Origin of the sequence: Arthrobacter sp. B2a2-09, assembly GCF_027587375.1 — a bacterium.
In the GTDB taxonomy this organism is placed as follows: domain Bacteria; phylum Actinomycetota; class Actinomycetes; order Actinomycetales; family Micrococcaceae; genus Arthrobacter.
The window spans coordinates 1-25623 of sequence record NZ_JAMXIC010000033.1; the positions used below are offsets into that span (position 1 = coordinate 1).

At 63.9% G+C, this 25623-nt stretch carries 22 protein-coding genes; 16 read left to right on the forward strand and 6 right to left on the reverse strand.

What is annotated here, in order from left to right; genetic code table 11:
• Nucleotides 1–199: 199 nt before the first annotated feature.
• A complete protein-coding gene (locus NFJ07_RS23145; RefSeq protein ID WP_269998178.1) occupies nt 200–937 on the reverse strand; it encodes a VOC family protein in 738 nt (245 codons plus the stop codon).
• Between the two features lie 104 nt (nt 938–1041).
• On the opposite strand from NFJ07_RS23145, the gene NFJ07_RS23150 reads away from it, so the two are divergent.
• The gene (locus NFJ07_RS23150; RefSeq protein WP_269998180.1) at nt 1042–1866 is read left to right on the forward strand and encodes an IclR family transcriptional regulator; all 825 of its coding nucleotides are present in this window, start codon (nt 1042–1044) and stop codon (nt 1864–1866) included.
• Nucleotides 1867–1895: 29 nt separating this feature from the next.
• Here the strand turns inward: NFJ07_RS23150 and NFJ07_RS23155 are convergent, their stop codons facing one another.
• The 4 genes from NFJ07_RS23155 to NFJ07_RS23170 all read right to left on the reverse strand — a co-directional run bounded on the left by NFJ07_RS23155 (nt 1896) and on the right by NFJ07_RS23170 (nt 6038).
• Nucleotides 1896–2504: an MBL fold metallo-hydrolase gene (locus tag NFJ07_RS23155; protein WP_269998182.1), complete on the reverse strand. Its 609-nt coding sequence runs from the start codon at nt 2502–2504 to the stop codon at nt 1896–1898.
• Complete coding sequence (locus NFJ07_RS23160; protein ID WP_269998184.1) at nt 2501–3589, reverse strand: S-(hydroxymethyl)mycothiol dehydrogenase; 1089 nt, start codon at nt 3587–3589, stop codon at nt 2501–2503. Before NFJ07_RS23160 ends, NFJ07_RS23155 begins: the two co-directional genes overlap by 4 nt.
• Before the next feature lie 61 nt (nt 3590–3650).
• Nucleotides 3651–4787, reverse strand: a complete 1137-nt coding sequence (locus NFJ07_RS23165; RefSeq protein ID WP_269998186.1) for an aromatic ring-hydroxylating oxygenase subunit alpha — start codon at nt 4785–4787, stop codon at nt 3651–3653.
• Between the two features lie 45 nt (nt 4788–4832).
• Nucleotides 4833–6038 (reverse strand): NAD(P)/FAD-dependent oxidoreductase, encoded by a 1206-nt coding sequence (locus tag NFJ07_RS23170; protein ID WP_269998187.1) that lies wholly within the window; start codon nt 6036–6038, stop codon nt 4833–4835.
• 232 nt (nt 6039–6270) lie between these two features.
• On the opposite strand from NFJ07_RS23170, the gene NFJ07_RS23175 reads away from it, so the two are divergent.
• From NFJ07_RS23175 to NFJ07_RS23220, 10 genes are all read left to right on the forward strand, one after another.
• Nucleotides 6271–6621, forward strand: coding sequence for a bifunctional 3-phenylpropionate/cinnamic acid dioxygenase ferredoxin subunit (locus tag NFJ07_RS23175; RefSeq protein ID WP_078106204.1), 351 nt, complete (start codon nt 6271–6273; stop codon nt 6619–6621).
• A 61-nt stretch (nt 6622–6682) separates the two neighbouring features.
• Nucleotides 6683–9190, forward strand: a complete 2508-nt coding sequence (locus NFJ07_RS23180) for a GcvT family protein (RefSeq protein ID WP_269998188.1) — start codon at nt 6683–6685, stop codon at nt 9188–9190.
• A 56-nt stretch (nt 9191–9246) separates the two neighbouring features.
• The gene (gene betA, locus NFJ07_RS23185) at nt 9247–10983 is read left to right on the forward strand and encodes a choline dehydrogenase (RefSeq protein WP_269998189.1); all 1737 of its coding nucleotides are present in this window, start codon (nt 9247–9249) and stop codon (nt 10981–10983) included.
• A gap of 8 nt (nt 10984–10991) precedes the next feature.
• Nucleotides 10992–12512 (forward strand): aldehyde dehydrogenase family protein, encoded by a 1521-nt coding sequence (locus NFJ07_RS23190; RefSeq protein WP_269998191.1) that lies wholly within the window; start codon nt 10992–10994, stop codon nt 12510–12512.
• Nucleotides 12509–13543 carry a quaternary amine ABC transporter ATP-binding protein gene (locus NFJ07_RS23195; RefSeq protein WP_269998192.1) on the forward strand — a complete coding sequence of 345 codons (1035 nt, stop codon included), beginning with the start codon at nt 12509–12511 and terminating at the stop codon, nt 13541–13543. Before NFJ07_RS23190 ends, NFJ07_RS23195 begins: the two co-directional genes overlap by 4 nt.
• Nucleotides 13543–15576 carry an ABC transporter permease gene (locus tag NFJ07_RS23200; protein ID WP_269998193.1) on the forward strand — a complete coding sequence of 678 codons (2034 nt, stop codon included), beginning with the start codon at nt 13543–13545 and terminating at the stop codon, nt 15574–15576. Before NFJ07_RS23195 ends, NFJ07_RS23200 begins: the two co-directional genes overlap by 1 nt.
• A gap of 44 nt (nt 15577–15620) precedes the next feature.
• On the forward strand, nt 15621–16595 hold the full coding sequence (locus NFJ07_RS23205; RefSeq protein ID WP_269998195.1) for an ABC transporter substrate-binding protein: 975 nt from the start codon (nt 15621–15623) through the stop codon (nt 16593–16595).
• A 315-nt stretch (nt 16596–16910) separates the two neighbouring features.
• The gene (locus tag NFJ07_RS23210; protein ID WP_269998196.1) at nt 16911–18317 is read left to right on the forward strand and encodes an MFS transporter; all 1407 of its coding nucleotides are present in this window, start codon (nt 16911–16913) and stop codon (nt 18315–18317) included.
• Nucleotides 18318–18348: 31 nt separating this feature from the next.
• Nucleotides 18349–19605, forward strand: a complete 1257-nt coding sequence (locus NFJ07_RS23215) for an aminopeptidase P family protein (RefSeq protein WP_269998197.1) — start codon at nt 18349–18351, stop codon at nt 19603–19605.
• Between the two features lie 122 nt (nt 19606–19727).
• The gene (locus tag NFJ07_RS23220) at nt 19728–20543 is read left to right on the forward strand and encodes an IclR family transcriptional regulator (protein ID WP_269998199.1); all 816 of its coding nucleotides are present in this window, start codon (nt 19728–19730) and stop codon (nt 20541–20543) included.
• A 143-nt stretch (nt 20544–20686) separates the two neighbouring features.
• On the opposite strand, the gene NFJ07_RS23225 is transcribed toward NFJ07_RS23220, so the two are convergent.
• Nucleotides 20687–21820 (reverse strand): LOG family protein, encoded by a 1134-nt coding sequence (locus NFJ07_RS23225; protein ID WP_269998201.1) that lies wholly within the window; start codon nt 21818–21820, stop codon nt 20687–20689.
• 63 nt (nt 21821–21883) lie between these two features.
• On the opposite strand from NFJ07_RS23225, the gene NFJ07_RS23230 reads away from it, so the two are divergent.
• From NFJ07_RS23230 to iolB, 5 genes are all read left to right on the forward strand, one after another.
• On the forward strand, nt 21884–22663 hold the full coding sequence (locus NFJ07_RS23230; protein WP_269998203.1) for a gamma-glutamyl-gamma-aminobutyrate hydrolase family protein: 780 nt from the start codon (nt 21884–21886) through the stop codon (nt 22661–22663).
• Nucleotides 22664–22791: 128 nt separating this feature from the next.
• The gene (locus NFJ07_RS23235) at nt 22792–23196 is read left to right on the forward strand and encodes a cupredoxin domain-containing protein (protein WP_269998204.1); all 405 of its coding nucleotides are present in this window, start codon (nt 22792–22794) and stop codon (nt 23194–23196) included.
• A 54-nt stretch (nt 23197–23250) separates the two neighbouring features.
• Nucleotides 23251–23703 (forward strand): hypothetical protein, encoded by a 453-nt coding sequence (locus NFJ07_RS23240; protein ID WP_269998206.1) that lies wholly within the window; start codon nt 23251–23253, stop codon nt 23701–23703.
• A gap of 255 nt (nt 23704–23958) precedes the next feature.
• On the forward strand, nt 23959–24699 hold the full coding sequence (locus tag NFJ07_RS23245; RefSeq protein ID WP_269998207.1) for a GntR family transcriptional regulator: 741 nt from the start codon (nt 23959–23961) through the stop codon (nt 24697–24699).
• A 17-nt stretch (nt 24700–24716) separates the two neighbouring features.
• Complete coding sequence (iolB, locus tag NFJ07_RS23250) at nt 24717–25616, forward strand: 5-deoxy-glucuronate isomerase (protein ID WP_269998208.1); 900 nt, start codon at nt 24717–24719, stop codon at nt 25614–25616.
• Nucleotides 25617–25623: the final 7 nt, after the last annotated feature.

The following is a 25623-nucleotide window of genomic DNA, read 5'->3' on the forward strand; positions in this document are numbered from 1 at the left end:
CCAGCATGCTCCCTGCCCGCACAACGAGCCGAACCGGATTCAAATCATCAGCCCGGGCACATCGGTGGATCGAGGCTAAGGCGCCCTGCCTTCGAGGGAACGAGCGTCCACACAAGTCAACGCAGAGAGAAGCATGGGAAGGCCCCTACACCCTCGACGTCTGCACGCCTGGACGCGCCTTAGGAGCCGAGGCTCTGCGTTAGCCCGGGGTGAGGACGCAGAATTCGTTGCCTTCGGTGTCGGCGAGGCATACCCATGGCACATCACCCTGCCCAACGTCGGCGTCCGTGGCGCCCAGGGACCGCAGCCGGGCCACCTCGGCTGCTTGATCATCGGCGCGGTACGGCCTCAGGTCGAGATGGACACGGCCGGACACGGCATCCGCGGCGGGTGTCCGGACGAACTCCAGGTACGGCCCGACATCCTTGGCTGAACGCAGCCTCGCAAAATCGTCGCTCACCTCGTGCAGGGTCCAGTCCATCGCCCCGTTCCAGAACCGGACCATGGCCCGCGGATCCGTACAGCTGACCACCACCGCGGCGATGGGCCCGGTGTCCTGGTAGATCGATCGAGGTTCCAGTACGCAGAACAGATTGCCCTCCGGATCGGCCAGGACCGTCCACGGCACATCGCCCTGGCCAATGTCCGCGGGCGTCGCGCCGAGCTTCAACAGGCGCGCCACCAGCTCCGCCTGATGGGCCGTCGAGGCGGTGGCGAGATCGAGATGCGCGCGGTACCTCACCGTCTCGGGGTCCGGGACGGTGACGACATCGACGCACACAGCCGCGGGATCCGGCCCGACGAAGCCCACGGGTTCAACATTGCTCACACCGGGTCCCTCACTGGAAACATCCCAGCCGAGCGCCTCCGCCCAAAACCGGCCGAGCGCCGAATCATCCCGTGCCTTGAAATTCACCTGAACAAGTCGCAGTGCCATACCTCCCGATCCTATAAGCAGGTAAGGCCCGAGAGACAGCAGCGTCGCAAGACACGCAGCCAGGAGAGGCCGCTCATTTGACCGCGTTTGAGACGATGAACCACATGGACGCTGACGCAAGCACTGCCAACGACCCCGATACCGATCCCGCCGCCGGGCAGCACGCAGGTGTGCAGTCCGTGGACCGGGCCATCACCGTGCTCGAAATCATCGCCCGCAACGGCGATGCCGGCGTGAGTGAGATCGCGGAGGAAATGGGCGTCCACAAGTCAACGGCGTCGCGACTGCTAAGCGCCCTGGACGCCCGCGGCATGGTGCAGCAGAACCACGAGCGCGGAAAATACCAACTCGGTTTCAACATCCTGCGCTTGGCTAGTGCCATCCCGGCCCGCCTCAGTCTGGTGAGGGAAGCCCGGGAAGACCTCGAAGCACTGGCGGAGAAGTTCGCGGAGACCGCCAACCTAGCCGTGCTGCGATCAAACTTCGCAGTCAACGTGGACCAGGCCATCGGCCCCAACACGCTCGGTACGCAGGACTGGATCGGCGGCCTCACCCCGCTCCACGCCACATCCAGCGGCAAGGTCATGCTTGCCGCCCTGCCGCCCGCCACGCGCGACCGCGTTCTTAGGGAAGCCGGCCAGGCGCAATACACGCCACACACCATCACCGGCCGCGACGAGCTGGAGCAGCAAATGCCGATCATTGCGGAGGCGGGGTACGCCGCCACGTATGAAGAACTCGAACGCGGACTCAACGCCGTCGCCGTTCCGATCCGCAACCACAGCGGCACTGTGATCGGAGCCATTAGCCTTTCCGGCCCGGCCTTCCGTTTCGAGCCGGAAAAAATACCCGGCCTGCTCGATGCGCTCAAGCAGGCCGGGTATTCAATCAGCGTCAAGATGGGTTACACCGCGGCCAGCGGCGCCTAGAGACCGTCAACCTGGCGATCCCGCACTGCCTAAGCGAGGTTTTCCTCCTCGGCTTTGATGGTGGTGTCCCCGCCATGACCGGTCCGGACCACGGTTTCCGCCGGAAGCGTCAGAAGGCGTTCCCGGATCGACGCCAGGATGGTTGGGTGGTCGCTGAACGACCTGCCCGTCGCGCCCGGACCGCCATTGAAGAGGGTGTCGCCCGTGAACACCGTCCCTTCACTTTCCAGGTAGAAGCAGGTGGAACCCGGCGAGTGGCCCGGCGTGTGGATGGCCTCCAAGGCCGTGCCCGCCACTTCGAAGATGTCGCCGTCTGCAATGTGACGGTCCGGCCGCGCGTCCGGATACACCTGCTCCCACAAAACCAAGTCTGCGGGGTGCAGGTGGATCGGCGCGTTCACGGCCTTCGCCACTTCGAGCGCTGCTCCGATGTGGTCGTTGTGCGCATGGGTGAGCAGGATGGCTCGAACCTTCCGCCCGCGGACCTGGTCGATGATCGCCGTTGCATCGTGCGGCGAATCGATGATCACGCATTCGTCGTCGTTGCCGACAATCCAGACATTATTGTCCACGTCCCACGTGCCGCCGTCGAGCGAAAACGTGCCCGAGGTGACGAGGTTTTGGATGGTGACGCTCATGCGATTTCCACGACCGAACGGAGCACTTTGCCCTCGTGCATCTTGGCGAAGGCTTCTTCCACCTGGTCGATGGTTATCCGTTCAGACACGAACGCGTCCAGGTCCAGGTTGCCTTGCTTGTAGTGCTGGACCAGCATCGGGAAGTCGCGGGAAGGCAGGCAGTCCCCGTACCAGGAGGACTTCAGCGAACCGCCACGGCCGAAGACGTCAAGCAGGGGCAGCTCGAGCTTCATATCCGGCGTCGGGACGCCCACCAGCACGACGCGGCCGGCGAGGTCGCGCGCGTAGAAGGCCTGTTTGTAGGTCTCCGGGCGTCCGACGGCGTCGATCACCACATCGGTACCGTTGCCTCCGGTCAGTGCCCGGATCGCCTCGACGGGGTCTTCCTGGCTGGAATTGACACCGTGCGTGGCTCCAAGGGACTTGGCCATCTCGATCTTGTTGGCGTCGATGTCCACGGCGATGATCGTGGTGGCGCCGGCGAGCTTTGCCCCGGCAATGGCAGCGATGCCGACGCCGCCACAACCGATGACGGCCACGGACTCGCCCCGCTTGACCTCACCGGTGTTGATGGCGGCACCGATGCCTGCCATCACACCACAGCCGAGCAGCCCGACGGCGGCGGGATCGACGTCGTCGTCCACTTTGGTGCATTGCCCGGCCGCCACGAGGGTCTTCTCGGCGAAGGCACCGATCCCCAGGGCCGGAGTAAGTTCCGTGCCGTCCTCAAGCGTCATCTTCTGGGTGGCATTGTGCGTGTTGAAGCAGTACTGCGGCTGGCCCTTGGCGCACGCCCGGCAGTGGCCGCAGACTGCACGCCAGTTCAGGATGACCCGGTCCCCCGGCGCCACATCGGTGACGTCCGGGCCGACGGCGCTGACCACACCGGTGGCCTCGTGGCCGAGCAGGATGGGGAAATCATCGGTGATGCCTCCCTGCTTGTAGTGCAGGTCGGTGTGGCAGACGCCGCAAGTGAGGATGTCCACCAGCGCCTCGCCCGGACCGGGGTCCGGCACCAGGATGGTCTCCACTGAGACCGGGGCGTTCTTCTCCTTGGCGATGACTGCCTTTACTTTGTGAACCATTGGCTTGCGTTCCTTTTCCTAAGTTCCCGGTAACCCGTTACAACGACTGACATAGCTCCGGCTAGCCTTCGGCGGGGACGTCAGCGATCTTGCTGGTGACCCAGCTGTGGAACGCCTCAATGTGGTGCTCGCTCGGGACCAGGACGCCGCCCTTGGCGTAGATCTTGGAGCCCATGGCTGGCTGGCAGCGTTCGCAAGCGTCGAAGTCCTGCTCGTTGACCCGGTGGAAGAGCTCCACCGATGCGCTCACGTCCTTGCCGGATTCCACCACGCTGGGCAGGTACAGCCAATCGCATTCAACGATCGTGTGGTCAGCGGCCAGCGGGAACATGCGGTGGATGATGACATGGTCGGGAACCAGGTTGACGAAGACATTCGGCTTGATGGTGACTGCATAGTAGCGCCGGTCCTGGTCATCGCCGACTCCGGGAATGCGATCCAGGCCCTCGGAACCGTCAATCGTGAAGCCCTTGATGTCGTCGCCGAACTCGGCGCCGTGGCCCACAAAATACTGTGCCGCCAGACCGTCCGCGAACTCGGGCAGGACTTCGGTGAGTTCGGGGTGGATCGTGGCGCAGTGGTAGCACTCCATGAAGTTCTCGATGATGAGCTTCCAATTGGCCTTGACGTCGTACTTGATGCGCCGGCCCAGGCTCAGGTTGGCGATGTCATAGTCGTCAACAGCCCGCAGGTCCCCGAGGCGCTCCTCGATCGCCCCCATGACGTCTTTCTCGAACGACGGTGGCTCATCTGCGAGGCAGACCCAGACGTAGCCCATGTATTCGCGGACATGGACCTTGACCAGTCCGTATTCATTGCGGTCGATATCCGGCATCTTGGTGAGGTTGGGGGCCGCGATGAGCTTTCCCTCAAGATCGTAGGTCCAGGCGTGGTAGGGGCACTGGAACGAGCGGTTGGCTTCGCCTGATTCCTCCATGCACAGCTTTACTCCGCGGTGCCGGCAGATGTTGTAGAACGCCCGGATTTCCCCCTTGCGGGTGCGGTTGATGAGTACGCTCTCGCGCCCGATCTGCACCGTTTTGAACGAGCCGGCCTTTTCCAGGTCCGCGGTCCGCACTGCGCAGAACCACATTTGTTCGAAGATGCGCTCTTGCTCGGCGCGGAATATGTCTTCACTGACATAAGTGTGGCCGGGGAGAGTGGGGATCAGGCTGGGGGAAACAACTTCAGTGGTCATGCTGACTCCTATTCAGTGATGAATGCGGTTGAGGCTTGGGAATGTTTACGGGGTTGCCAGGACAGGCTGCGCATTGCGGGCATTGTGTGAGTTGAGTTGCCGGCGCCAACGGGTGAAGAGACGCGGCTGGTTCACCCCGAGGACGCCCACGGGCTCCTCGCCGCGGTAGTACACGGCGAGGAAGCTGTGGCTCTCGAGCTGTCCCGCTTCGATCTCAACGCGCTCTGCGTCCCGGGCATGGCCGGCAAACTGAAGCTTCACTCCGTACTGGTCTGACCAGAAGTACGGCAAGTTGAGAGGTTGGGGTGCAGCCGAGCGATCCAGGAGTCCGGCGACGGCAAGGGCTGCGCGTTCCTGCGCGCCGCTCCAATGCTCCACGCGGTGGTGCCGCCCGCTGCGTTCGTCGAACCAAGCCGCACAGTCTCCCACGGCAACCACGCCGGGGACGTTCGTCCGGCCCATCGAATCGCATGTGACGCCGTCGTCGATCTCCAGGCCCGAACCGGCCAGCCACCCGACGTTGGGGACTGCACCGATTCCGAGGAGTACGACGTCGGCGGAACGGTACTGTCCGTCGCTGAGACGAACTCCGGTCACATTTCCTTCGTAGCTGTAATACGAGTCGATTCCGGTGTCACAAATCAGCTCCACGCCGTTGGTCCCGTGGAGGGTGGCCATGACGGCAGCCATCTCCGCGCCCAGTGGAGCGCTAAGCGGTACTTCGCTCTTGCAGATGATGGTGACGTCCATTCCCAGGTCCTTGGCAGTTGATGCCACCTCCGCACCGATGAAGCCAGCGCCGACCACTAACAGTCGGCTGCCCGCAACAAGCTCCGGAGCCAGGTCCTGGGCGTCTTCGAGGGTCCGCAGCGTAAAAACATTGGACAGGCCGGCAAGTTCGGGCAGTGTTCGGGCCGAGGCCCCCGTGGCAATCACGACGCCGTCAGCCACCACAGTGCGCCCGTCACCGAGGGTGATGGTCCTGGTGGCGGCGTCAAAGCTCTGCGCAGGCGAGCCCAGCAGCCATTCGGCCTGGAGCGGGTCCTCCGAACCCGCCTCTTCCGTTTCCAGCATCAAATGGTTGACACCGATTCTTCCTGCCAGGAATTCCTTGGACAGGGGCGGGCGGTCATACGGCCGCTGCTGTTCATCGCCAATGATGAGCAGCCGGCCGCTAAAGCCCTGCGCCCGGGCAGCGCGGGCGGCGGAAAGACCCCCCAATGATGCCCCCACGATCGCCAATGTCTCCATGGCTTCCTCCTCGCCGAGCCGTTCCAAAATTCATTGCGCATTACGCAACAAACTTCATTATGCGAAACAGCGTGACGGACTTCACAACGCGTGTCAAGGAATCGGAGAGGAAAATTCGACCCCTTGACAAGCTGGTGTGAGGTCAATCACTCTGTTGCGTATTGTGATCAGCGTTGATCATGAGACAACCGCCCCACAGGTTTTGACCAACCCGGTGAAAGAGGTTCTTGAGATGCACAGTGCTTGCCCGCTCAGCTCGTTGGCCCCGGGGGACGCGATTCGTCTTGAGACGTCCCCACCCATTGCGGTATTTCACACCGAAGAGGGCGAACTCTTCGCCCTCGACGACACCTGCACGCACCAAGACGCTTCCCTCGCCGACGGCTGGGTAGAGGACTGCTGGGTTGAGTGCCCGCTCCATGCTTCCAAGTTCAACCTGCGCACAGGGGCCGCCGATGCGCCTCCCGCCAAACTGCCTATCAGGGTCCACGAAGTCCTTGTGGTCGATGGCCAGATCATGGTCAAGGAATCCGAAGACGCCCCCAACCTGCCGCCGGGGCTGACCGTCGACGGCCACGTCTAGGTTCCAGCCACCTTCCGGCGAGCCCCAAACTTCCACACCACTTACTTCAGGAGCAACACGCATGTCCACAACACCCCGCGTCGTCATCATCGGAGCCGGCATCGTCGGCGCCAATCTCGCGGATGAGCTGTCCACCCGCGGCTGGACCAACATCATCGTGGTCGAGCAGGGCCCGTTGACATTGGCGGGCGGCTCAACCTCGCACGCCCCCGGCCTCGTGTTCCAGACCAACGCTTCCAAGACCATGACCCAATTCGCGTCCTACACCGTGGACAAGCTGCTCTCGCTCAGCGAATCCGGCGTCTCCTGCTTCAACCAGGTGGGCGGCCTCGAGGTGGCCACCACTCCGGAGCGTCTGGAGGACCTCAAGCGCAAGCTGGGCTACGCGGCGTCGTGGGGTGTCGAAGGCCGGCTCATCGATCCGGACGAGTGCGCCAAGCACTACCCGCTGCTGAACCAGGAGAAGGTACTCGGCGGACTCTACGTCCCCTCAGACGGCCTCGCCTCCGCCGCCCGTGCGGTCGCCCTCCTCATCGCCAAGGCGAGCGCCGCGGGGGTCACGTTCCGCGGTTCCACTCCCGTCACCGGCATCGAGCAGTCCGGCGGCAGGGTCACCGGAGTCGAAACGCCCGACGGCGTGATCCCGGCAGACATCGTCGTCTCCTGCGCCGGGTTCTGGGGTCCCAAGATCGGCGCCATGGTGGGCATGTCCGTGCCGCTGCTCCCCCTGGCCCACCAGTATGTTAAGACGACTTCGGTGCCCGAGCTGGTCGGCCGGAACGACACCTCGCGGCTGCTTGACCCAGCCAACGGCGCCTGGATGCCGATTCTCCGGCACCAGGACAAGGACCTCTACTACCGAGAGCACGGGGACCGGATGGGCATCGGCTCCTACGCCCACCGCCCTATGCCCGTGGATCTTCGTGAACTGCCCGAGGTTGCAGCGAATGACATGTCCGAGCACCGGATGCCGTCCCGCCTGCCGTTCACGGAAGAAGACTTCCTGCCGTGCTGGGAAGACTCCAAAGAACTTCTTCCGGCACTCTCCGGCGCCCGGATTGCGGATGGCTTCAACGGCATCTTCTCCTTCACTCCCGACGGCGGCCCCCTGGTGGGCGAGTCCAAGGACGTTGACGGCTTTTTCGTGGCCGAGGCCGTGTGGGTGACGCACTCCGCCGGCGTGGCCCGGGCCCTGGCCGAGCGGCTGATCGAGGGCCAGTCCCGCATTCCGCTCCACGAATGCGAAGTGTCCCGCTTCGAGGAAATCCAGACTGCGGAGAGCTACGTCAGCGAAACGTCGCAGCAGAACTTCGTGGAGATCTACGACGTCCTGCACCCGCTGCAGCCGAGGGTCTCCCCGCGTGAGCTGCGCGTAAGCCCGTTCAATGCCCGGCAGAAGGAGCTCGGGGCGTTCTTCCTCGAAGCCCACGGTTGGGAGCGCCCGCACTGGTTCGAGGCCAACCGCGGCCTGCTCGAAGTGCTCCCGGAAGAGTGGCGGGCTCCTGAGCGCGAACCGTGGGCGGCCATGTTCCACTCCCCCATTTCCGCGGCCGAAGCGTGGAAGACGCGCACCGCCGTCGCGCTCTATGACATGACGCCGCTCAAGCGGCTAGAGGTTTCCGGTCCGGGCGCCGTAGCCCTCTTGCAGCGCCTCAGCGCCGGGAAAGTCGACAAGAAGCCGGGTGCGGTGACGTACTGCCTGCTCCTCAACGGCGACGGCGGAATCCGCAGCGACATCACGGTGGCCCGGCTGGATGAGACCACCTTCCAAGTGGGCGCCAACGGCAACATCGACTTCGACTACTTCACCACCGAAGCCCGCAAGCAGACCGCCGAGGACGTCAGCCAGTGGGTCCAAATCCGCGACATCACTGGTTCCACGTGTTGCGTGGGGCTCTGGGGACCGTTGGCCCGCGAGGTCATCGCCAAGGTGAGTGCTGACGATTTCAGCAACGACGGATTGAAGTACTTCCGCACCAAGAAGGTCCGAATCGGCGGTATCCCGGTCACGGCGATGCGGCTGTCCTACGTGGGCGAATTGGGCTGGGAGCTGTACACGACGGCGGAAAACGGCCAAAGGCTCTGGGACCTGCTGTTCGCGGCTGGCCAGGAGCAGGGCATCATCGCGGCCGGCCGGGGCGCGTTCAACAGCCTGCGCTTGGAGAAGGGCTACCGGCTGTGGGGCACTGACGTAACTCCGGAGCATGAGCCGTTCCAGTCAGGATTGGGCTTCTCCGTCAGCAAGGACAAGGAAGGCTATATCGGCGCCGAGGCCCTCAAAGCCCGCCGCGAACTGCCCGTCAGCCGCCGCTTGCGTTGCCTGACGGTCGACGACGGCACGTCCGTGGTGTTGGGCAAGGAACCTGTCTATTTCAAGGGAGAGCCTTCCGGCTACGTCACGAGCGCCGCCTACGGCTACACCGTCCGCAAGCCCATCGCCTACGCTTGGCTGCCCGGCGAAGCGGGCGAGGGTGACGCCGTCGAGATCGAATACTTCGGCAAGCGGATCCCCGCCACCATCTCCGCCGATCCCCTCGTGGATCCAAACATGGAAAAGCTGAGAGGCTAACACCCCTCCTGGCTACCGGACACAGCAATGGGGATCACTTCAAAGGAGTTCAACTAATGGCTAATGAAAAGTTCGACTACGTCATTGTGGGTGGGGGCAGCGCCGGATCGGTGCTCGCGGACAGGCTGAGCGCCGACGGCACCAAGACCGTCCTGGTCCTGGAGGCGGGCCGCAGCGATTACCCCTGGGACCTGTTCATCCAGATGCCCGCAGCGCTCACGTTCCCCAGCGGGAACAGGTTCTACGACTGGCGGTACCAATCCGACCCCGAGCCGCACATGCACGGACGCCGGATCGCCCACACCCGCGGCAAGGTCCTGGGCGGCTCCAGCTCCATCAACGGCATGATCTTCCAGCGCGGCAATCCCCTGGACTACGAACGCTGGGGAGCCGACGCCGGGATGGAGACGTGGGACTTCGCGCACTGCCTCCCGTACTTCAACCGCATGGAGACCGCCCTCGCCGCGGATCCGGGCGATGAACTGCGGGGACACAACGGACCGTTGGTCCTGGAACGCGGTCCGGCGCGCAATCCCCTTTTCCAAGCCTTCTTCCGCGCCGCCCAACAAGCCGGCTTCGCGCGGACCAACGATGTCAACGGATACCGGCAAGAAGGCTTCGGTCCGTTCGACCGCAACGTGCACAAGGGCCAGCGGCTCTCCGCCTCCCGGGCGTACTTGCGGCCGCACCTCGACCGGCCCAACCTCACGGTAAGGACCCGGGCACTCGTCTCGAAAATCAACTTCGACGGCACTGGTACTTCCGGCGTCAGGGCCACGGGCGTCAGCTACCGCCGGAACGGCAAGAAGCACAGCGTGGATGCCCAGGAAGTCGTCCTGTGCGGAGGGGCCATCAACACCCCGCAGCTCCTGCAGTTGTCCGGCGTCGGGGACTCCACGCATCTCAAATCCCTGGGCATCAGGCCCGTGGTTGACCTCCCAGGCGTGGGCGAAAACCTGCAGGACCATCTGGAGGTCTACATCCAGCACGCCTGCACCCAGCCTGTGTCCATGCAGCCCAGCCTGAGCCTGTGGCGCTATCCATGGATCGGTCTGCAGTGGCTCTTCGGGCGCAAGGGACCTGCGGCCACCAACCACTTCGAAGGCGGCGGTTTTGTGCGCTCCAACGAGGATGTGGCCTACCCCAACCTGATGTTCCACTTCCTGCCCGTTGCAGTCCGCTACGACGGCCAGAAGGCCGATGCGAAGCACGGCTACCAGGTGCACATCGGGCCCATGTATTCCGATGCGCGGGGCACCTTGAAGATCACTTCCACGGATCCAACCGCCCATCCGTCCATGAAGTTCAACTACCTTTCCACGGACCAGGACCGCCGCGAGTGGGTCGAAGCCATCCGGATTTCCCGGAACATCCTGGAGCAGTCGGCCATGGCCGCCTTCAATGGCGGTGAGCTCTCCCCCGGTCCAGCCGTCCAGACAGACGAGGAAATCCTCGACTGGGTAGCCCGCGACGCCGAGACCGCCCTGCACCCTTCCTGCACGGCCAAGATGGGCCCGGCCACCGATCCCCTGGCCGTGGTGGACCCGCTCAGCATGCGGGTGCATGGCACCTCGGGCCTGCGCGTGGCTGACGCTTCGGCAATGCCCTACGTGACCAACGGCAACATCTACGCGCCGGTCATGATGCTGGCCGAAAAAGCTGCGGACTTGATTCAGGGGCGCGAGCCTCTCGCGCCGGTCGCCGCCGAGTTCTACCGGCACAGCGCGGTTGCGGACTTGGACAGTCAGGGCAACGTGGACAGCCGGCCCGAAGCCAGCTCGGCACGGAACTAAGGAGCGGCATGAACACCCCACAACTTTCGCAGACCCTGACGGTGCGGGGCAGCTACGTCGACGGCGGCTGGCAGCAGTCCAGCGGAGGCACGCGGAGCATCAGCTGCCCGGCGGACGGCACGCATGTTGCCGACGTCGCCGAATGCACCCAGGCCGACGCCGAGGCAGCGGTTGCGAGCGCCCGGAAGGCGTTCGACGCCGGCGGCTGGCCGAACACGCCGGAGCTGGAACGCGGCGCGATCCTGCTTCGCGTGGCCGAGTTGCTACAGCGGGACAAAGCCGGCTTCGCCGCGGCCGAAGCCCTCGACACTGGCAAGCGACTGATCGAAGCCGAATACGACATTGACGACGTCATAGCCTGCTTCCGCTATTACGGCAGCGTGGCAGGCACCGACGCGGGCCGCGTAATCGATACCGGCCGGCCCGGCGCCATCAGCCGGATCGTCCATGCACCGGTCGGTGTCTGCGGCCTCATCACCCCGTGGAACTACCCGCTCCTGCAAGCTTCGTGGAAGGTCGCACCGGCGCTCCTGGCCGGCAACACTTTTGTGCTCAAGCCCAGCGAGCTGACGCCTTCGACGTCCATCCTGCTCATGGACACGCTGCGAGAAGCCGGCGTGCCCGACGGCGTCGCGAACCTCGTGACGGGAACGGGACCGGAAGTGGGGGCTGTGCTCAGTTCGGATCCGCGGGTCGATCTTGTCTCCTTTACGGGAGGCCTGGAAACCGGCAAGCGGATCATGGTGGCCGCCGCGGAGACGGTCAAGCGCGTGGCTCTCGAGCTCGGCGGCAAGAACCCGAACGTGGTGTTCGCCGACGCCGACCGGGAGGCCGCGATCGACAACGCCCTGACTGCCGTCTTCCTGAACTCAGGCCAGGTCTGCTCGGCAGGGGCGCGGCTCATTGTCGAAGAATCCATCCACGAGGAGTTCGTGGCCGAGGTGGTCCGCCGTGCACGCCAGATCCGGCTGGGCGGTCCCTTCGATTCGGAAGCACAAACCGGGCCACTGATATCCAGGGCGCACCGCGACAAAGTCCATGCCTACGTCCAGGCCGGCGTGGCCGAAGGCGCCCGGCTGCTGTGCGGGGGTTTAATTCCGGACAGCCCGGAACTGGCGGACGGCAGCTTCTACCCGCCCACCGTGTTGGACGGCTGCACGACCTCGATGCGCGTGGTCCAGGAGGAATCCTTCGGACCGGTCATGACAGTGGAAACCTTCACCACTGAGGAGGAGGCGATCCGGCTGGCCAACGACACCGTCTACGGACTGGCCGGCGCCGTGTGGACAACCGACGCCTCAAAGGCCCAGCGGGTCTCCGGGGCTCTTCGCCACGGGACGGTCTGGATCAACGACTACCACCCGTACGTTCCGCAAGCCGAATGGGGCGGCTTCGGACAGTCAGGCAATGGCCGCGAATTGGGGCTCGCGGGCTTGGCCGAATACAGAGAAACAAAACACATCTGGCAAAACATCAGCCCCGGGCCCAGCCATTGGTTCGAGCCGCCACAGGCAGGAGTACAGCAATGAGCAGTCCTGACATATCAGTGCGCAACCTCTGGAAAGTCTTCGGACCGGGAGGTGAAAAGATCCCCAAAGATCCCGAACTCTCGGCGTTGAGCTCGGCCGAATTGCTTGAACGCACCGGGTGCAACGCTGCAGTACGCGACATGAACTTCGACGTCGCGAAGGGCGAGGTGTTCGTCGTCATGGGCCTGTCCGGATCAGGAAAGTCCACCCTGATCCGATGCCTCACCCGGCTGATCGAACCGACGTCGGGGAGCGTCCTGGTGGACGGCAAGGACGTGATGCAGGCAGGAACCGGTGAGCTTAGGGAGCTTCGCCGGCGGAAAATGTCCATGGTCTTCCAGCATTTCGGCCTCTTGCCGCACCGCACCGTGCTGGACAACGTGTCCTACGGGCTGCAGATCCGTGGCGCCGCCAAGAACGAGCGCTACGCCAGGTCCCACGAAATCATCGAGCTCGTAGGGCTCAAGGGTTACGAGCAGCATTTTCCGGACCAGCTCTCCGGCGGAATGCAGCAACGCGTCGGACTGGGCCGCGCCTTGGCTGGCGATCCGGACACCATCCTCTTCGACGAACCATTCTCGGCCCTGGACCCGCTCATCCGGCGCGATATGCAGGCGGAAGTCATCCGGCTCCACAAAGAGATGGGCAAGACGATGGTTTTCGTCACCCACGACCTGTCCGAAGCGCTCAAACTCGGGGACCGCATCCTGATCATGCGGAACGGGGAGACGGTCCAATGCGGCACCGGCGATGATCTCGTCGGATCGCCTGCGGACAAGTACATTGCCGACTTCGTCTCCGAGGTACCGCGCGCGGATGTCCTGACGCTCAAGTGGATCACCGATCCTGTAGCTTTCGGCACTCCCGCGGATGCTCCTGTCCTGAGCGCCGGCACGATCATCCGCGACGCCATTCCCACAGTCATGAACTCATTGTGTCCTGTGCTCGTTGAAGACTCTGGAAAAATCACCGGCCAGATCGACCGCGACAGCATCTTGTCGGTCATCCGGAGCACGGAAGTTGCGGCGTGATGTCCACACTCGTTCGCGATCGCGCCCCGGTTCAGACCGGTCTCGTTTCCGTCCGCGCACCGCGCAAACGGCTCAGCCGTCGCACCCTGATCCTGGGCGGAGCCGGCGTCGTCTGGCTCATTGGATTCCTGTTCCTCCACGGCACGGCGACGCTCACGCTGCCGGCGTCGGAGCTCACTGACCTCCACCGCTCCCTCAACCAATTCAATGCCTGGGTAGCCTCAAACCGGGCGGACAATCCCGTTTTCCAGTACGTCTTCACTCCGCTCCGAGCCGCCGTCGACGCGGTTGCCAACCTGTTCATCGGCATTTTCGCCGCGAGCTCCACCGGGCTTCGCCTGCCTGAAATCGGCTGGCTGGGAACCGTCGCGCTGCTCAGCTGGATCGCCTTCGCCGTGGGCAACGCCCGGGTGGCTTTGCTGACCGCGGCGGCCTTCGTGTTCTTCGGCCTTCAGGGGCTGTTTGTGGAAGCGGCCTACACCTTCGCCCTCGTCATCACCGCCGTGCTGTTCACCTTGTTGATCGGCATCCCCCTCGGAGTCCTGGCCGGAGTCTACGGCCGGGTTGCCAAAGTCATCACTCCGGTCCTCGACTTCATGCAGACCCTCCCCACCTTCGTTTACCTGGCACCGCTGGCCCTCATCTTCCTGATCGGCCCCGCCTCCGCCGTGATCGCCACCGTGATCTACGCGGCACCCCCGGTCATCCGACTGACGGCGCATGGAATCCGATGTATCCCGGAAAACACCCGGGAAGCCTCCGACTCCCTGGGAACCACCGGCTGGCAGCGGCTTCTCACCCTGCAGCTTCCCCTGGCGCGGCGCACCATCGTGATGGGGATCAACCAAACCACCATGGCTGCCCTCTCCATGGTCACCATCGCGGCGCTCATCGCAGCGCCCGGGCTGGGACAGGTGGTGATCCGCGCCCTGCAGTCGCTCGACGTCGGTACAGCGGTCAATGCCGGACTGTCCATCGTCCTGCTGGCCATCGTGCTGGACCGCGTGACCACGGCCGCCAGCCGCCGGGCCGAACCCGGAGCAAACCGCAAACGGCGGATATCGCGGCGAACCCGGTATATCTTGCTCGCGGCGACCCTGCTGGTGGTCCTCGCCATGGTCCAGTTGTCCCGCACGATGCTCTGGGCCGCCGCCTTCCCGAAGGACCTCAACATTGGCCCTGCCATTGTCAGCGGAGTGAGCTCGGCCAGCGAATGGTTGCAGACCAACCTCTTCCTCTTTACGGTGTCCTTCCGCGAAGCAGTCACCAACGGGATCCTCAACCCGTTCCAGTCACTTCTCACGGAAACCCCGTTCTACCTGCTGGTCGCCGTGATCGTCTTAGCGGCTTTTGCCCTCGGCGGCTGGAAGCTGGCAGCCGTCACCGCCACATGCCTGGCAGTGATCATCTATTTGGGCCTGTGGAGCGATTCCATGGTCACTCTGGCAGGCACCCTCGTGGCCACGGCTGTGGTCATGGTCCTGGGCGTCATCTTCGGCGTGGCCATGGGCAGGTCCAGCAAAGTGGACCAGCTCATGCGGCCCATGCTTGACGCGGGACAGACCATGCCCGCATTCGTCTACTTGGTTCCGTTCCTGGGCCTCTTCGGCGCCACACGGTTCACCGCCATCATCGCCGGCATCATCTACGCGGCGCCTGTGGCAATCAAGATCACGGCCGATGGCATCGCCGCAATCTCCCCCACCGTCATGGAAGCGGCCGTATCGAGTGGCTCGACTCCCTGGCAAGTCATCACCAAGGTCCAGTTGCCCATGGCCAGGCAATCCCTGGCCCTCGCCGCCAACCAGGGCCTGATCTACGTCCTCGCCATGGTGGTTGTCGGAGCGCTGGTCGGAGCAGGCGGCCTCGGGTACGACGTCGTCGCCGGCTTTGTCCAAAGTTCCCTGTTCGGCAAGGGCCTCGCCGCAGGCCTGGCCATCGTTTTCCTCGGCATCCTGCTGGACCGCATGACGCAGGCTGCCGCAGCCAACCCCGTCCGAAAAGTCCTTTCGGCAAAATCACCCGCCCACTAACGGCCTTCACGCTCACGCACTGCCCCCAACAAGGAGACCCCACCATGAGTAAAGCTGGACTGCTGTTGAAACGAACAATTCCCACGCTCGCCGGAACCGTTGCTGCCGCCCTGTTGCTTGCCGGCTGCGGCGGCGCCTCCGTCAACCAAGCGGCTGCCGCAGGTTCTACGGATACGGCCTGCGGAACCGTCAATGTGGCCCTCAACGCGTGGGTGGGCTACACGGCAAATGCGGCTGTTTACAGCTATATAGCCCAAAACAAGCTTGGTTGCACCGTAGTCCAGAAGGACCTGTCGGAACAGATTTCCTGGCAGGGCTTCGGCTCAGGTGAAGTCGACGTCATTCTTGAGAACTGGGGTCACGAGGACCTCGCAAAGCAGTACATCACGGATCAGAAAGTGGCAGTGGATGCTGGTCCCACGGGCAATGAAGGGCATATCGGCTGGTACGTACCACCATGGATGGTCCAGAAGTACCCGGACATCCTGGACAGCAAGAACTTGAACAAATACGCGTCCCTCCTTGCCACGTCCGAATCGGGCGGCAAGGGCCAGGTGCTGGACGGCGACCCGGCATTCGTGACCAACGATGAAGCCCTCGTCAAGAACCTGGGCCTCGACTACAAAGTGGTCTTTTCCGGCTCGGAAGCAGCATTGATCCAGTCGTTCCGTACGGCCGAGAAGAACAAGACACCGCTGCTGGGCTACTTCTACGAACCGCAATGGTTCCTTTCCGAGGTCCCCCTCAAGAAGGTCAGCCTGCCCGCCTACACTCCGGGCTGCGATTCCGACGCCGAGAAGGTGGCCTGTGACTACCCCGATTACAAACTGAACAAAGTGATGGCCAAGAAGTTTGCGGACAGCGGTTCTCCCGCCGCGAAACTGCTCAAGGCCTTCTCGTGGACCAATGCGGACCAGAACTCTGTGGCAACGGACATCCAGGGCGGCATGAAGCCTGACGCCGCCGCCAAGAAATGGGTGGACGCCCACCCCGACGTGGTGGCTGCCTGGCTCAAATAGTCTCCCAACGCACCTTGCTTTGAAGCTCCCCGGATCACTCTGATCCGGGGAGCTTCTTTTTGCATTCCAAGGCTCCCTCAACTCACTTCGCACCACTCAACGCAACCACGTTGCAACTAACGCACCGCCACTCCCCCGCCCGCAACCACCCCTCCCCAACCGACTCGCACTTGTTGTCGTTTAGCGCCCTCAAAACGACAACAGTTGCGAGTTAGTTGGGCGGCAACCGAGAGCCCTTGACGGTGACGGGGAACACATCTATTCTGGTGCAACAGCGTTGCGTTGAATGCAACCCCAAAAGTTCTTGGTGGATTCATGAAAAACGAAGCATCCTCCGTGGCAGCCATCCCGGGAAGCGCTCATGCCGGATCCAAAGGCGGATCCGGCGACCTTCCCGATGCAACAGCCACCCCTGGCGGCCCGTCAAAGCCAGCCGACCACAACCCGGTCAGCAAAGACACCCGGCGCCGAGTCATCACTGCAAGCTTCATCGGCAATTTCGTCGAATGGTTCGACTACGCCGTCTACGGCTACCTTGCCGGGATCATCTCGACCGTCTTCTTCCCCGCATCGGACCGGCAGACCGCCCTGCTCGCCACGTTTGGCGTCTTCGCCGTCTCCTTCTTTGTCCGTCCATTGGGCGGATTCATCTGGGGCCACATCGGTGACCGGCTCGGACGCAAACAAGCACTCTCCCTGTCGATCGTGCTCATGTCCGTGGCAACGTTCTGCATCGCCCTCATCCCCGGCTACAACACCATCGGCGTCATGGCGCCGGTCCTCCTGCTGCTCGTCCGCGTCGTCCAGGGATTCTCGGCAGCAGGCGAATACGCAGGTGCCTCAGCCTTCCTGGTGGAGTACGCGCCGGCCAATCGGCGCGGACTCTACGCCGCCGTCGTACCTGCCAGTACGGCTGCAGGCCTGCTGCTCGGTTCCCTGCTGGCGGCACTCCTAAGCTCGGTGCTGAGCGCCGAGCAGCTCGGTGAATGGGGCTGGCGCTTGCCCTTCCTTCTTGCCGCCCCGATGGGCCTGATTGGCCGCTACATCCGCACCAAGCTCGAAGACACCCCGGCCTTCCGCGAAATGGCCGCGAAAGACACCGCGGTCAAGGCTCCGGCCTTCGCGATGTTCAAGACGTACCGCAAGCAGCTCGTCATCGCGACGGGCGCCGTGCTGCTCAACGCCGTCGGCTTCTACGTGATCCTCAGCTACATGCCGACGTACCTCTCCGAGGAGCTTCACTTCGGTGCAGCCGAATCGTTCCTGGCCACCACCATTGCCCTCCTCAGCTATATCGGATTCATCTTCCTGACGGGGATCGCATCGGATAGGTTCGGCCGCAAGCGCATGCTCATCACGGCTTCCGTGCTGTTCGTGGTGCTGACCGTTCCGGCGTTCATGCTCCTCGACACCGGTAATTTTCTAGTCATTGTCCTGGTGCAGATCCTGTTGGGCGGCATGCTCACCCTCAACGACGGCACCCTGCCCAGCTTCCTGGCCGAACTCTTCCCCACGAGGGTCCGCTACAGCGGCTTCGCCGTCAGCTTCAATCTTTCCAACGCCTTGTTCGGCGGCACAGCCCCGTTCATGGCGACACTCCTCATCGGCCTGACCCACAACCAACTGGCCCCCGGCTGGTACCTCGTGGCAGCCTCCGTCATTTCCCTCATCGCGGTCCTCTTCGCTGTGGAGACTTCCAAGAAGCCCCTGCAGCAGGACTGAAACAACCCACCCATTGAAAGGAACACCACCCATGACCATCACCGAGAATGAAGCCGTAAGCGACGTCGCCAAGCTTGAGCGCCTCAAGGTCCTCAACAACGGAGAGAAAGTCTCCCTGACTTTCTCCGACGCTGAGTTTGAGCGACGCCTTGCCGGTCTTCGCCGGATCATGGCCGAGAAGGAACTGGACGCCGTTGTCCTAACCAGTTACCACTCCATCAAGTACTACTCCGACTTCCTGTTCACCTACTTCGGCCGTTCCTACGCCATGGTGGTCACGGCCGACGACACCGTCACTGTCACCGCCAACATCGACGCCGGAATGCCGTGGCGCCGCAGCTACGGGGACAACCTGGTCTACACGGACTGGCGCCGGGACAACTACATCTTTGGCATCCAGGAAGTGCTGCGCACCCGCGGGATCAACGTCCGGCGCCTGGGTGTCGAGGACGATTCCCTTCCGCTGGACAACCGCAACAAGATCCAGGCCGCCTTCTCCAGCGCGACGCTTGTGGATGTAGCCCAAGCCGCGATGCGCCAGCGCATGATCAAGTCTTCCGAGGAGATCGAGGTCATCAAGCACGGCGCCCGGATCGGCGACCTTGGTGGCGAGGCGATCCGCAACGCCATCACCGCAGGAATCACTGAGTACGAGGTCGCTCTGATCGGCACCGAAGCCATGGTGCACGAGATCGCCCGGACATTCCCGGACTCCGAGATCCGCGATACCTGGGTGTGGTTCCAGTCCGGCATCAACACGGACGGCGCCCACAACTGGGCCACCACCCGCAAGATCCAGGAACATGACATCCTGTCGCTGAACTGCTTTCCCATGACATCGGGCTACTACACGGCGCTGGAGCGAACCCTGTTCTACGGCGAACCCGATGCCCGCTCCCTGGAACTGTGGAACATCAACGTGGAAGTACACAAGCGTGGCCTGGAGCTCATCAAGCCCGGGGCGGTCTGCAAGGACATCGCCGCTGAGCTCAACGAGATCTATGTTTCGTATGGACTGCTCGCCAACCGCACCTTCGGCTACGGACACTCCTTCGGCGTCCTCTCGCACTACTACGGCCGCGAAGCCGGCCTCGAACTGCGCGAAGACATCGACACAGTCCTGGAGCCCGGCATGGTGGTCTCCATGGAGCCAATGATCACGGTCCTCGACGGCCAGCCGGGTGCCGGCGGGTACCGGGAACACGACATCCTGGTGGTCGGCGAAGACGGTGCCGAGAACATCACCAAGTTCCCGTTCGGCCCGGAATACAACATCATCGGCGCTTAACACCTGCCCTCCACCGGACATGCCCAACCTTGCGCCCGAGCAGTGGACATATGACTCATATGCTCATTGCTGTAGGCCATGGCTGGGCATGTCCCGATTAAAAGAGCCATATAGTGACCATCATGACCCCAGCAGAACCGCGTGCAACCACCAGCGACACTCCGGCCAACGGCGATTCCAGAGGCGCCTCGGTCCTCGAGAACGCCATTGCCGTGCTCCGCAGCTTCACCGCCGAGGAACCCTTGCTGGGTGTCACCGAGATCGCCGGCAGGATCGGCTTGCACAAGAGCACCGTGTCCCGGATCCTGGCAACCTTCGAACAGGAACACTTGGTGGAGCGCGACCCCGAGTCCCGCCGCTTCCGGCTGGGCCTGGGGATGATCGCCCTTGCCGGCCCGCTCCTTGCCGAACTGGAAGAGCGCCGGGTGGCCTATCCCGTGCTGCGTGAGCTGAGCGAACGGACCGGCGAGACGAGCGCGCTCATGGTGTGGAACGGGAGCGAATCCATGTGCGTGGAGCAAATCGCCAGCCGTCACCAAGTCAAGCATCTTGCCCCGTTGGGTGCCCGCTACAACGAGGCGCTCAGCTCCTCGGTACAGGTCTTCCTTGCCTCCGAAGACGCCGACCGCGTGCGTATGCTCCTGCGCAGCGGCTCCATTACATTGCCCGGTCTCGACGACGAAGCACTCGAGGCCTACCTTCTCCGACTCCAGGAGTCAGTGAAGCGTGGCTGGGCCTTCAATTTCGGCGAAACGTCGATTGAAGAAGTCGGCGTCGCCTCCCCGGTCTTTGACCACCGCGGAGACATCGTGGCCTCCGTCCTGATCCCGGCGCCCAAGTTCCGGGTCTCGCAGGACACGCTCGCCAGCCTCGGCGAGGCATGCCAAGACGCAGCCGGCAAAATCACCACTCGCCTGGGCGGCCGCGCCCCGCACTAACCTGCCGGGAAGCCCCAACTGACTCGCATTTGTTGTCGTTTTGAGCCCTCATAACGACAACAAATGCGAGTCACTTGGGCTGCGGTGCCGGTGGCGGCGGTGGCGGGCGGGCGGGAACCAAGGGCCGCGGCGACTGAACGCAGTTAGTCCGCGACGACGGCGAGCGCTTCCTCGACGCTGTCCACCAGGAAGATCCGGCCCTCCATCACTTTCCCGGCAGCAAGACTCTGCAACATGGGCCAAGCGGGATACTTGTGCTCCCAGTGGTCGCGCCCTACGAGCACCATGGGCGTGACGGTTTCCGGGGCTCCGTAGAAGTTCTCGCACGCGTCCTGGAAGATTTCCTGCACAGTGCCGGCGGAGCCCGGGAGGAACACGATCCCGCCGTTGCATAGCTCGAGCAAGATCGCTTCGCGCATGGAATTGGCGAAGTACTTGGCGATGTGGGTGGCAAAGAGGTTTGGCGGCTCGTGCCCGTAAAACCAGGTGGGGATCCCCAGCGACGTCGTCCCGCGGGGATGGTGCCCGACGACGGCGGCCGCCGCCCGCGCCCACGCCGTCACCGAGGGCCGGAAACCCGGCACGGCCGCGAGCGATTGCAGCGCGACGGCGAAGTCGACGTCGGGCAGGCCGCTCAGGTAGGCGCCCAAATTGGCGGCTTCCATGGCACCCGGCCCTCCCCCGGTGGCCACTGTGAAGCCGGACAGCGCCAAGAGCCGACCCAAGCGCGCGGCGTCGTCGAAGTCCTGTGTTCCGCGTTGCGCGACGTGGCCGCCCATGACTCCCACGATCTTGTTCCCCGCGAAATCCCCGTTGCCCAGGAGTTCGTCCAAAGCGTCCCCGATGGCGTGGTCGTGCAGCGCGGCGGCGAGGGTGGCGTCCAGGCTGGTCCGTTGCCCCGGCATGATGCTCCAGTGGTACACCTGGGCGTCCAGGGTTGCTTCGTACTCCGTGGCGTCAATGTCCTCGTACAGTTCAGCGGCGCTGTAGAGGCTGCCCCGGTACGGGTTGAACGGCACGCCGCGCAGCTTCGGAAAGATGAGTGCTCCGCGGCTGCGCAGGGAGTCCTCGACGCCGTCGTCGAAGGTACAGCCCAGGAAGATGGCGCCTTGGGGATCCAGCCTCTGCAGGTCCGCCCGTCGGCCTCGCAGGTCCAGCGACTGGGCGTGCCATCCGTGCATCGTTGCGGCCCCGGAGCTCAGCAAGCTGTCGAAATGGGCGACGCTCTCAATGTCGAGTGTGCGGGGACTGGGAACCAGGGCGCGGGACGGATTCATGGCATCAGCGTAAGCCCGCGGTTCCCGTTGCGCAGGAGTCGCCCGGCCAGTGCATCATGGAGCATGCAGACTTCCGAACAGCAGAGCAGCGTCCGGCCCCGGATCGGCATTCCCGTCCGCCTGAGCAGCTCCCAAAACGCGGATGCCCGCGTCGGAGAGGCGAATGAACTCTTCGACTTCATCGTCGAATTAGTGCGCGACGCCGGTGCGGAGCCTGTACTGCTGGACGCCTCCTTCACCGACGAAGCCGGCCGGCTGGCCGCCGAGCTCCGTTCGCTCAACGGGGTCCTGTTGCCCGGCGGCGGGGACCTGGATCCGCGACTCTACGGTGAAGAAGCGACCGAAGCCTGCTACGACGTCAATCCTGACCAGGACCGATTGGACTTGGCGGTCGCCCGTGGATCGCTCGACGCCGGTTTGCCCACCCTCGGCATCTGCCGCGGCCACCAGCTCCTTAACGTGGCCTACGGCGGGACGCTCATCCAGGACATGCACCCATCGTTGGTGGAGCACAACGGCCTGACTCCGGCGGAGGGTGAGCTGAGCGCCTGGGCGTGGCACGACGTCGAACTTTCGCCAGATTCCAAAGTGGCCGGGCTTTACGGCTCACGGGACTCGGTGCGGATTGCTTCGGGACATCACCAGGCCGTGGCCCGGGTAGGCGATGGCTTGGTGGTGACTGCGGTGGCAGAGGACGGCACGGTGGAGGCCCTTGAGGACCCACAACGCTGGGTGGCATCAGTGCAATGGCATCCCGAGGCCTCGCAGCTGCCTGAGGAGGAACGGCTCGCCCCGTTCAAGGCTTTCGTGGAGGTCTGTAGGACGCTGCGTCCCGTGGCCTGACGGAGACGGCCGGTGTCCGCCTGCCGGAGGAAATTGCCCGTTCCGGTGAACCTGACCGCCCCGGAATTCGTCTCATCAATGTGGCAAGCAAATTCGCGCCACCGGACACGAAGAGCGGGGAACCAAACATGAGGAACAACCCCAAAGCCATGATGGCCATCGTTGGAGCGGCCGCCCTGATTGCCTTGAGCGGTTGCGGGGTGTCCGGAAATGGCTACCAGGGCGGGTCGTCGAGCCAACCTACTGCAGCTTCCTCGACTGCTCCGCCGTCCGGGACCTCCCAATCGCTCACCATCACCATCAAGGACTTCGGCTATCAAGGACCCGTCTCGGTCAGCCCGGGCGCCAAAATCACCGTGAAGAACGAGGACACCCAGGCCCACACGGTCACCTCGGACGATGGAAAGGCCTTCGACGCCGCCGTCGATGGCGGGGGTGGAACAGCTCAGTTCACCGCGCCCACCACACCGGGCAGCTATCCCTACCACTGCGCCTACCACTCCAATATGCATGGAACCCTGGTCGTGAAATGAGCACAGTGAAATGAGCACTTGGGAAATGAGCACTCGGGAAATGAGGACAGGGAAATGAGCACTCGTGAAGCGGCCCGCCGCAAGCCGACGAACCGCCGGCCCCGGGACATCCTGCTGCGACTGCTTGTGGCGGCAGCCCTCGTCATCGACGCCGTGGTGCACTTCGATCTTGCCCCGGGCTACCAGTTGGGCGCCCCTGGCGGAATCGGGCAAGGCAATCTGTTCCGCATTGAGGCCGCCGCCGCAATCCTCGTTGGCCTGTATGTCCTGGTCCGCGGCAGTAGGCCGGCCTACGCGGCCGCATTGGTCGTCGCTGGAAGCGCTTTGATAGCGGTCCTCCTCTACCGCTATGTCGACATACCTGCCATAGGTCCGATCCCTTCCATGTACGAGCCGGTATGGTTTTTCGAGAAGTCCCTCAGCGCAGTCGCCGAGGGGCTGGGCGCGGTCCTGGCAGGCGTCGGCTACCTCAGGCAACGCAGCAGCGCCCGCCAACGCCGCCGCTAAACGTCCGCGCCGCCGGAAGGCACGCGCCGCCGGAAGCCGCTAAACGTCCGCGCCGCACCGGCGTCGACGCCTGGTTCTGATGTCTGGACATGTCCCAAACGTGGACTCTGAAACGGCGCAATAGACGCAGCGCCAATACCCTTGACCCGCGCAACGCTCCTGCTATCATCAGTAAAGCAGTATGTCCTATCAAGCGAACATGAGCGGACATGCTTGCAACTTCCGGGACAGTCCCGGAATGCGAGGGAGCATGCAATGGCGAATCAACTTGGCCTCACTATCGACCGTTCTTCCCCTGTGCCGTTGTACCACCAGGTGGTCCAGGGCATCGAGGCCGCCATCCACAGCGGAGTCTTGGAGCCCGGCAGCCGCTTGGACAACGAAATAGACCTCGCCGCCCAGCTCAACCTGTCCCGGCCCACCATGCGCAAGGCCATGGACGAACTCGTCCGCTCAGGCCTGTTGGTCCGCAAGCGCGGCGTCGGCACACAGGTGGTGTCGAGCCAGGTCCGCCGGCCCCTGGAGCTTTCCAGTCTCTACGACGATCTGACGAACAACGGCAAGAAGCCCACAACGCAGGTCCTCAGCTTCTCGCACATGGAAGCCGACGAAGCCACGCTGACCGCCCTCCAGCTTCCGGCCGGTTCCAAGGTCTACCACTTCACCCGCCTGCGCAAAGTGGGCGGCAAGCCGCTGGCGCTCATGGAGAACTGGGTCCGCGACGACATCGCCACCATGGACGAGTCCATGCTGGCTGCGGAAGGCCTCTACGCCATCCTCCGCCGCGGCGGCGTCAACTTCCGCCTCGCTTCGCAGCGGATCGGCGCCATGATCGCCAACGACTACCAGGCACCGCTCTTGGAGGCGGAGGTCGGCTCGGCTTTGGTCACCATGGAACGCACCGCCGTCGACGACACCGGACGCATGGTAGAGACCGGCCACCACGTCTACCGGGCCGATTCCTACAGCTTTGAAATGACACTCGTACAGCGCTAACGCAAGGACATAACTTCATGGCCAACTGGGTCTATCCACTGGGAACCGCCAACGACGGCGATTGGGACATCTCACTCGGAACCTCCGATTCCGCGTTGACCGTGGACGGTTGGGCCCACACGGGGCTCAAGGTCGCCACGCTCGCCGCGGGCACCGCCGTCGAGCTCCCCGCCGCAGCGGAAGAGCGGATCGTTGTGCCGCTCAACGGCGCCTTTACAGTGACGGTCGACGACGTCGAGTATCCCCTTGCGGGGCGGGCGTCGGTTTTCCATGGCCCCAGCGATGTCCTGTATTCCGGCACGAACGCTGCCGTCACCATCAGTTCGCCCGACGGCGGCCGCGTCGCTGTAGCGACTGCCCCGGCCAACGCGTCGTACCCCACCAGGCTAGTGACCGCCGCGGAAACCCCTGTGGAGCTGCGCGGAGCAGGCAATTGCTCCCGCCAGGTCCACAACTTCGGCACTCCAGCCGCCCTCGAGGCCGACCGTTTCATCGTCTGCGAAGTGCTCACCCCCGCGGGCAACTGGTCCTCCTATCCCCCGCACAAGCATGACGAGGAAAAGGACGGCGAAACGCAGCTCGAGGAGATCTACTACTTCGAGACCCGCGTGGCTGACGGCTCCGGCGCCCCTGACTCCGCACATGCAGACGCGATCGGCTACCAGCGCGTCTACGCCTCCGATGAGCGCCCGATCGATGTGGCCGCGGAGGTTCGTACGGGCGACGTCGTACTTGTTCCGTATGGTTGGCACGGCCCCGCCATGGCCGCTCCCGGTTACGACTTGTACTACCTGAACGTCATGGCCGGCCCGGGACCCGTGCGCGAATGGCTCATCAGCGACGACCCCCACCACGGGTGGGTGCGGCAGAGCTGGGATGGACAGGACATCGACCCCCGCTTGCCGTTCGGCGCCTAAGTCGTTC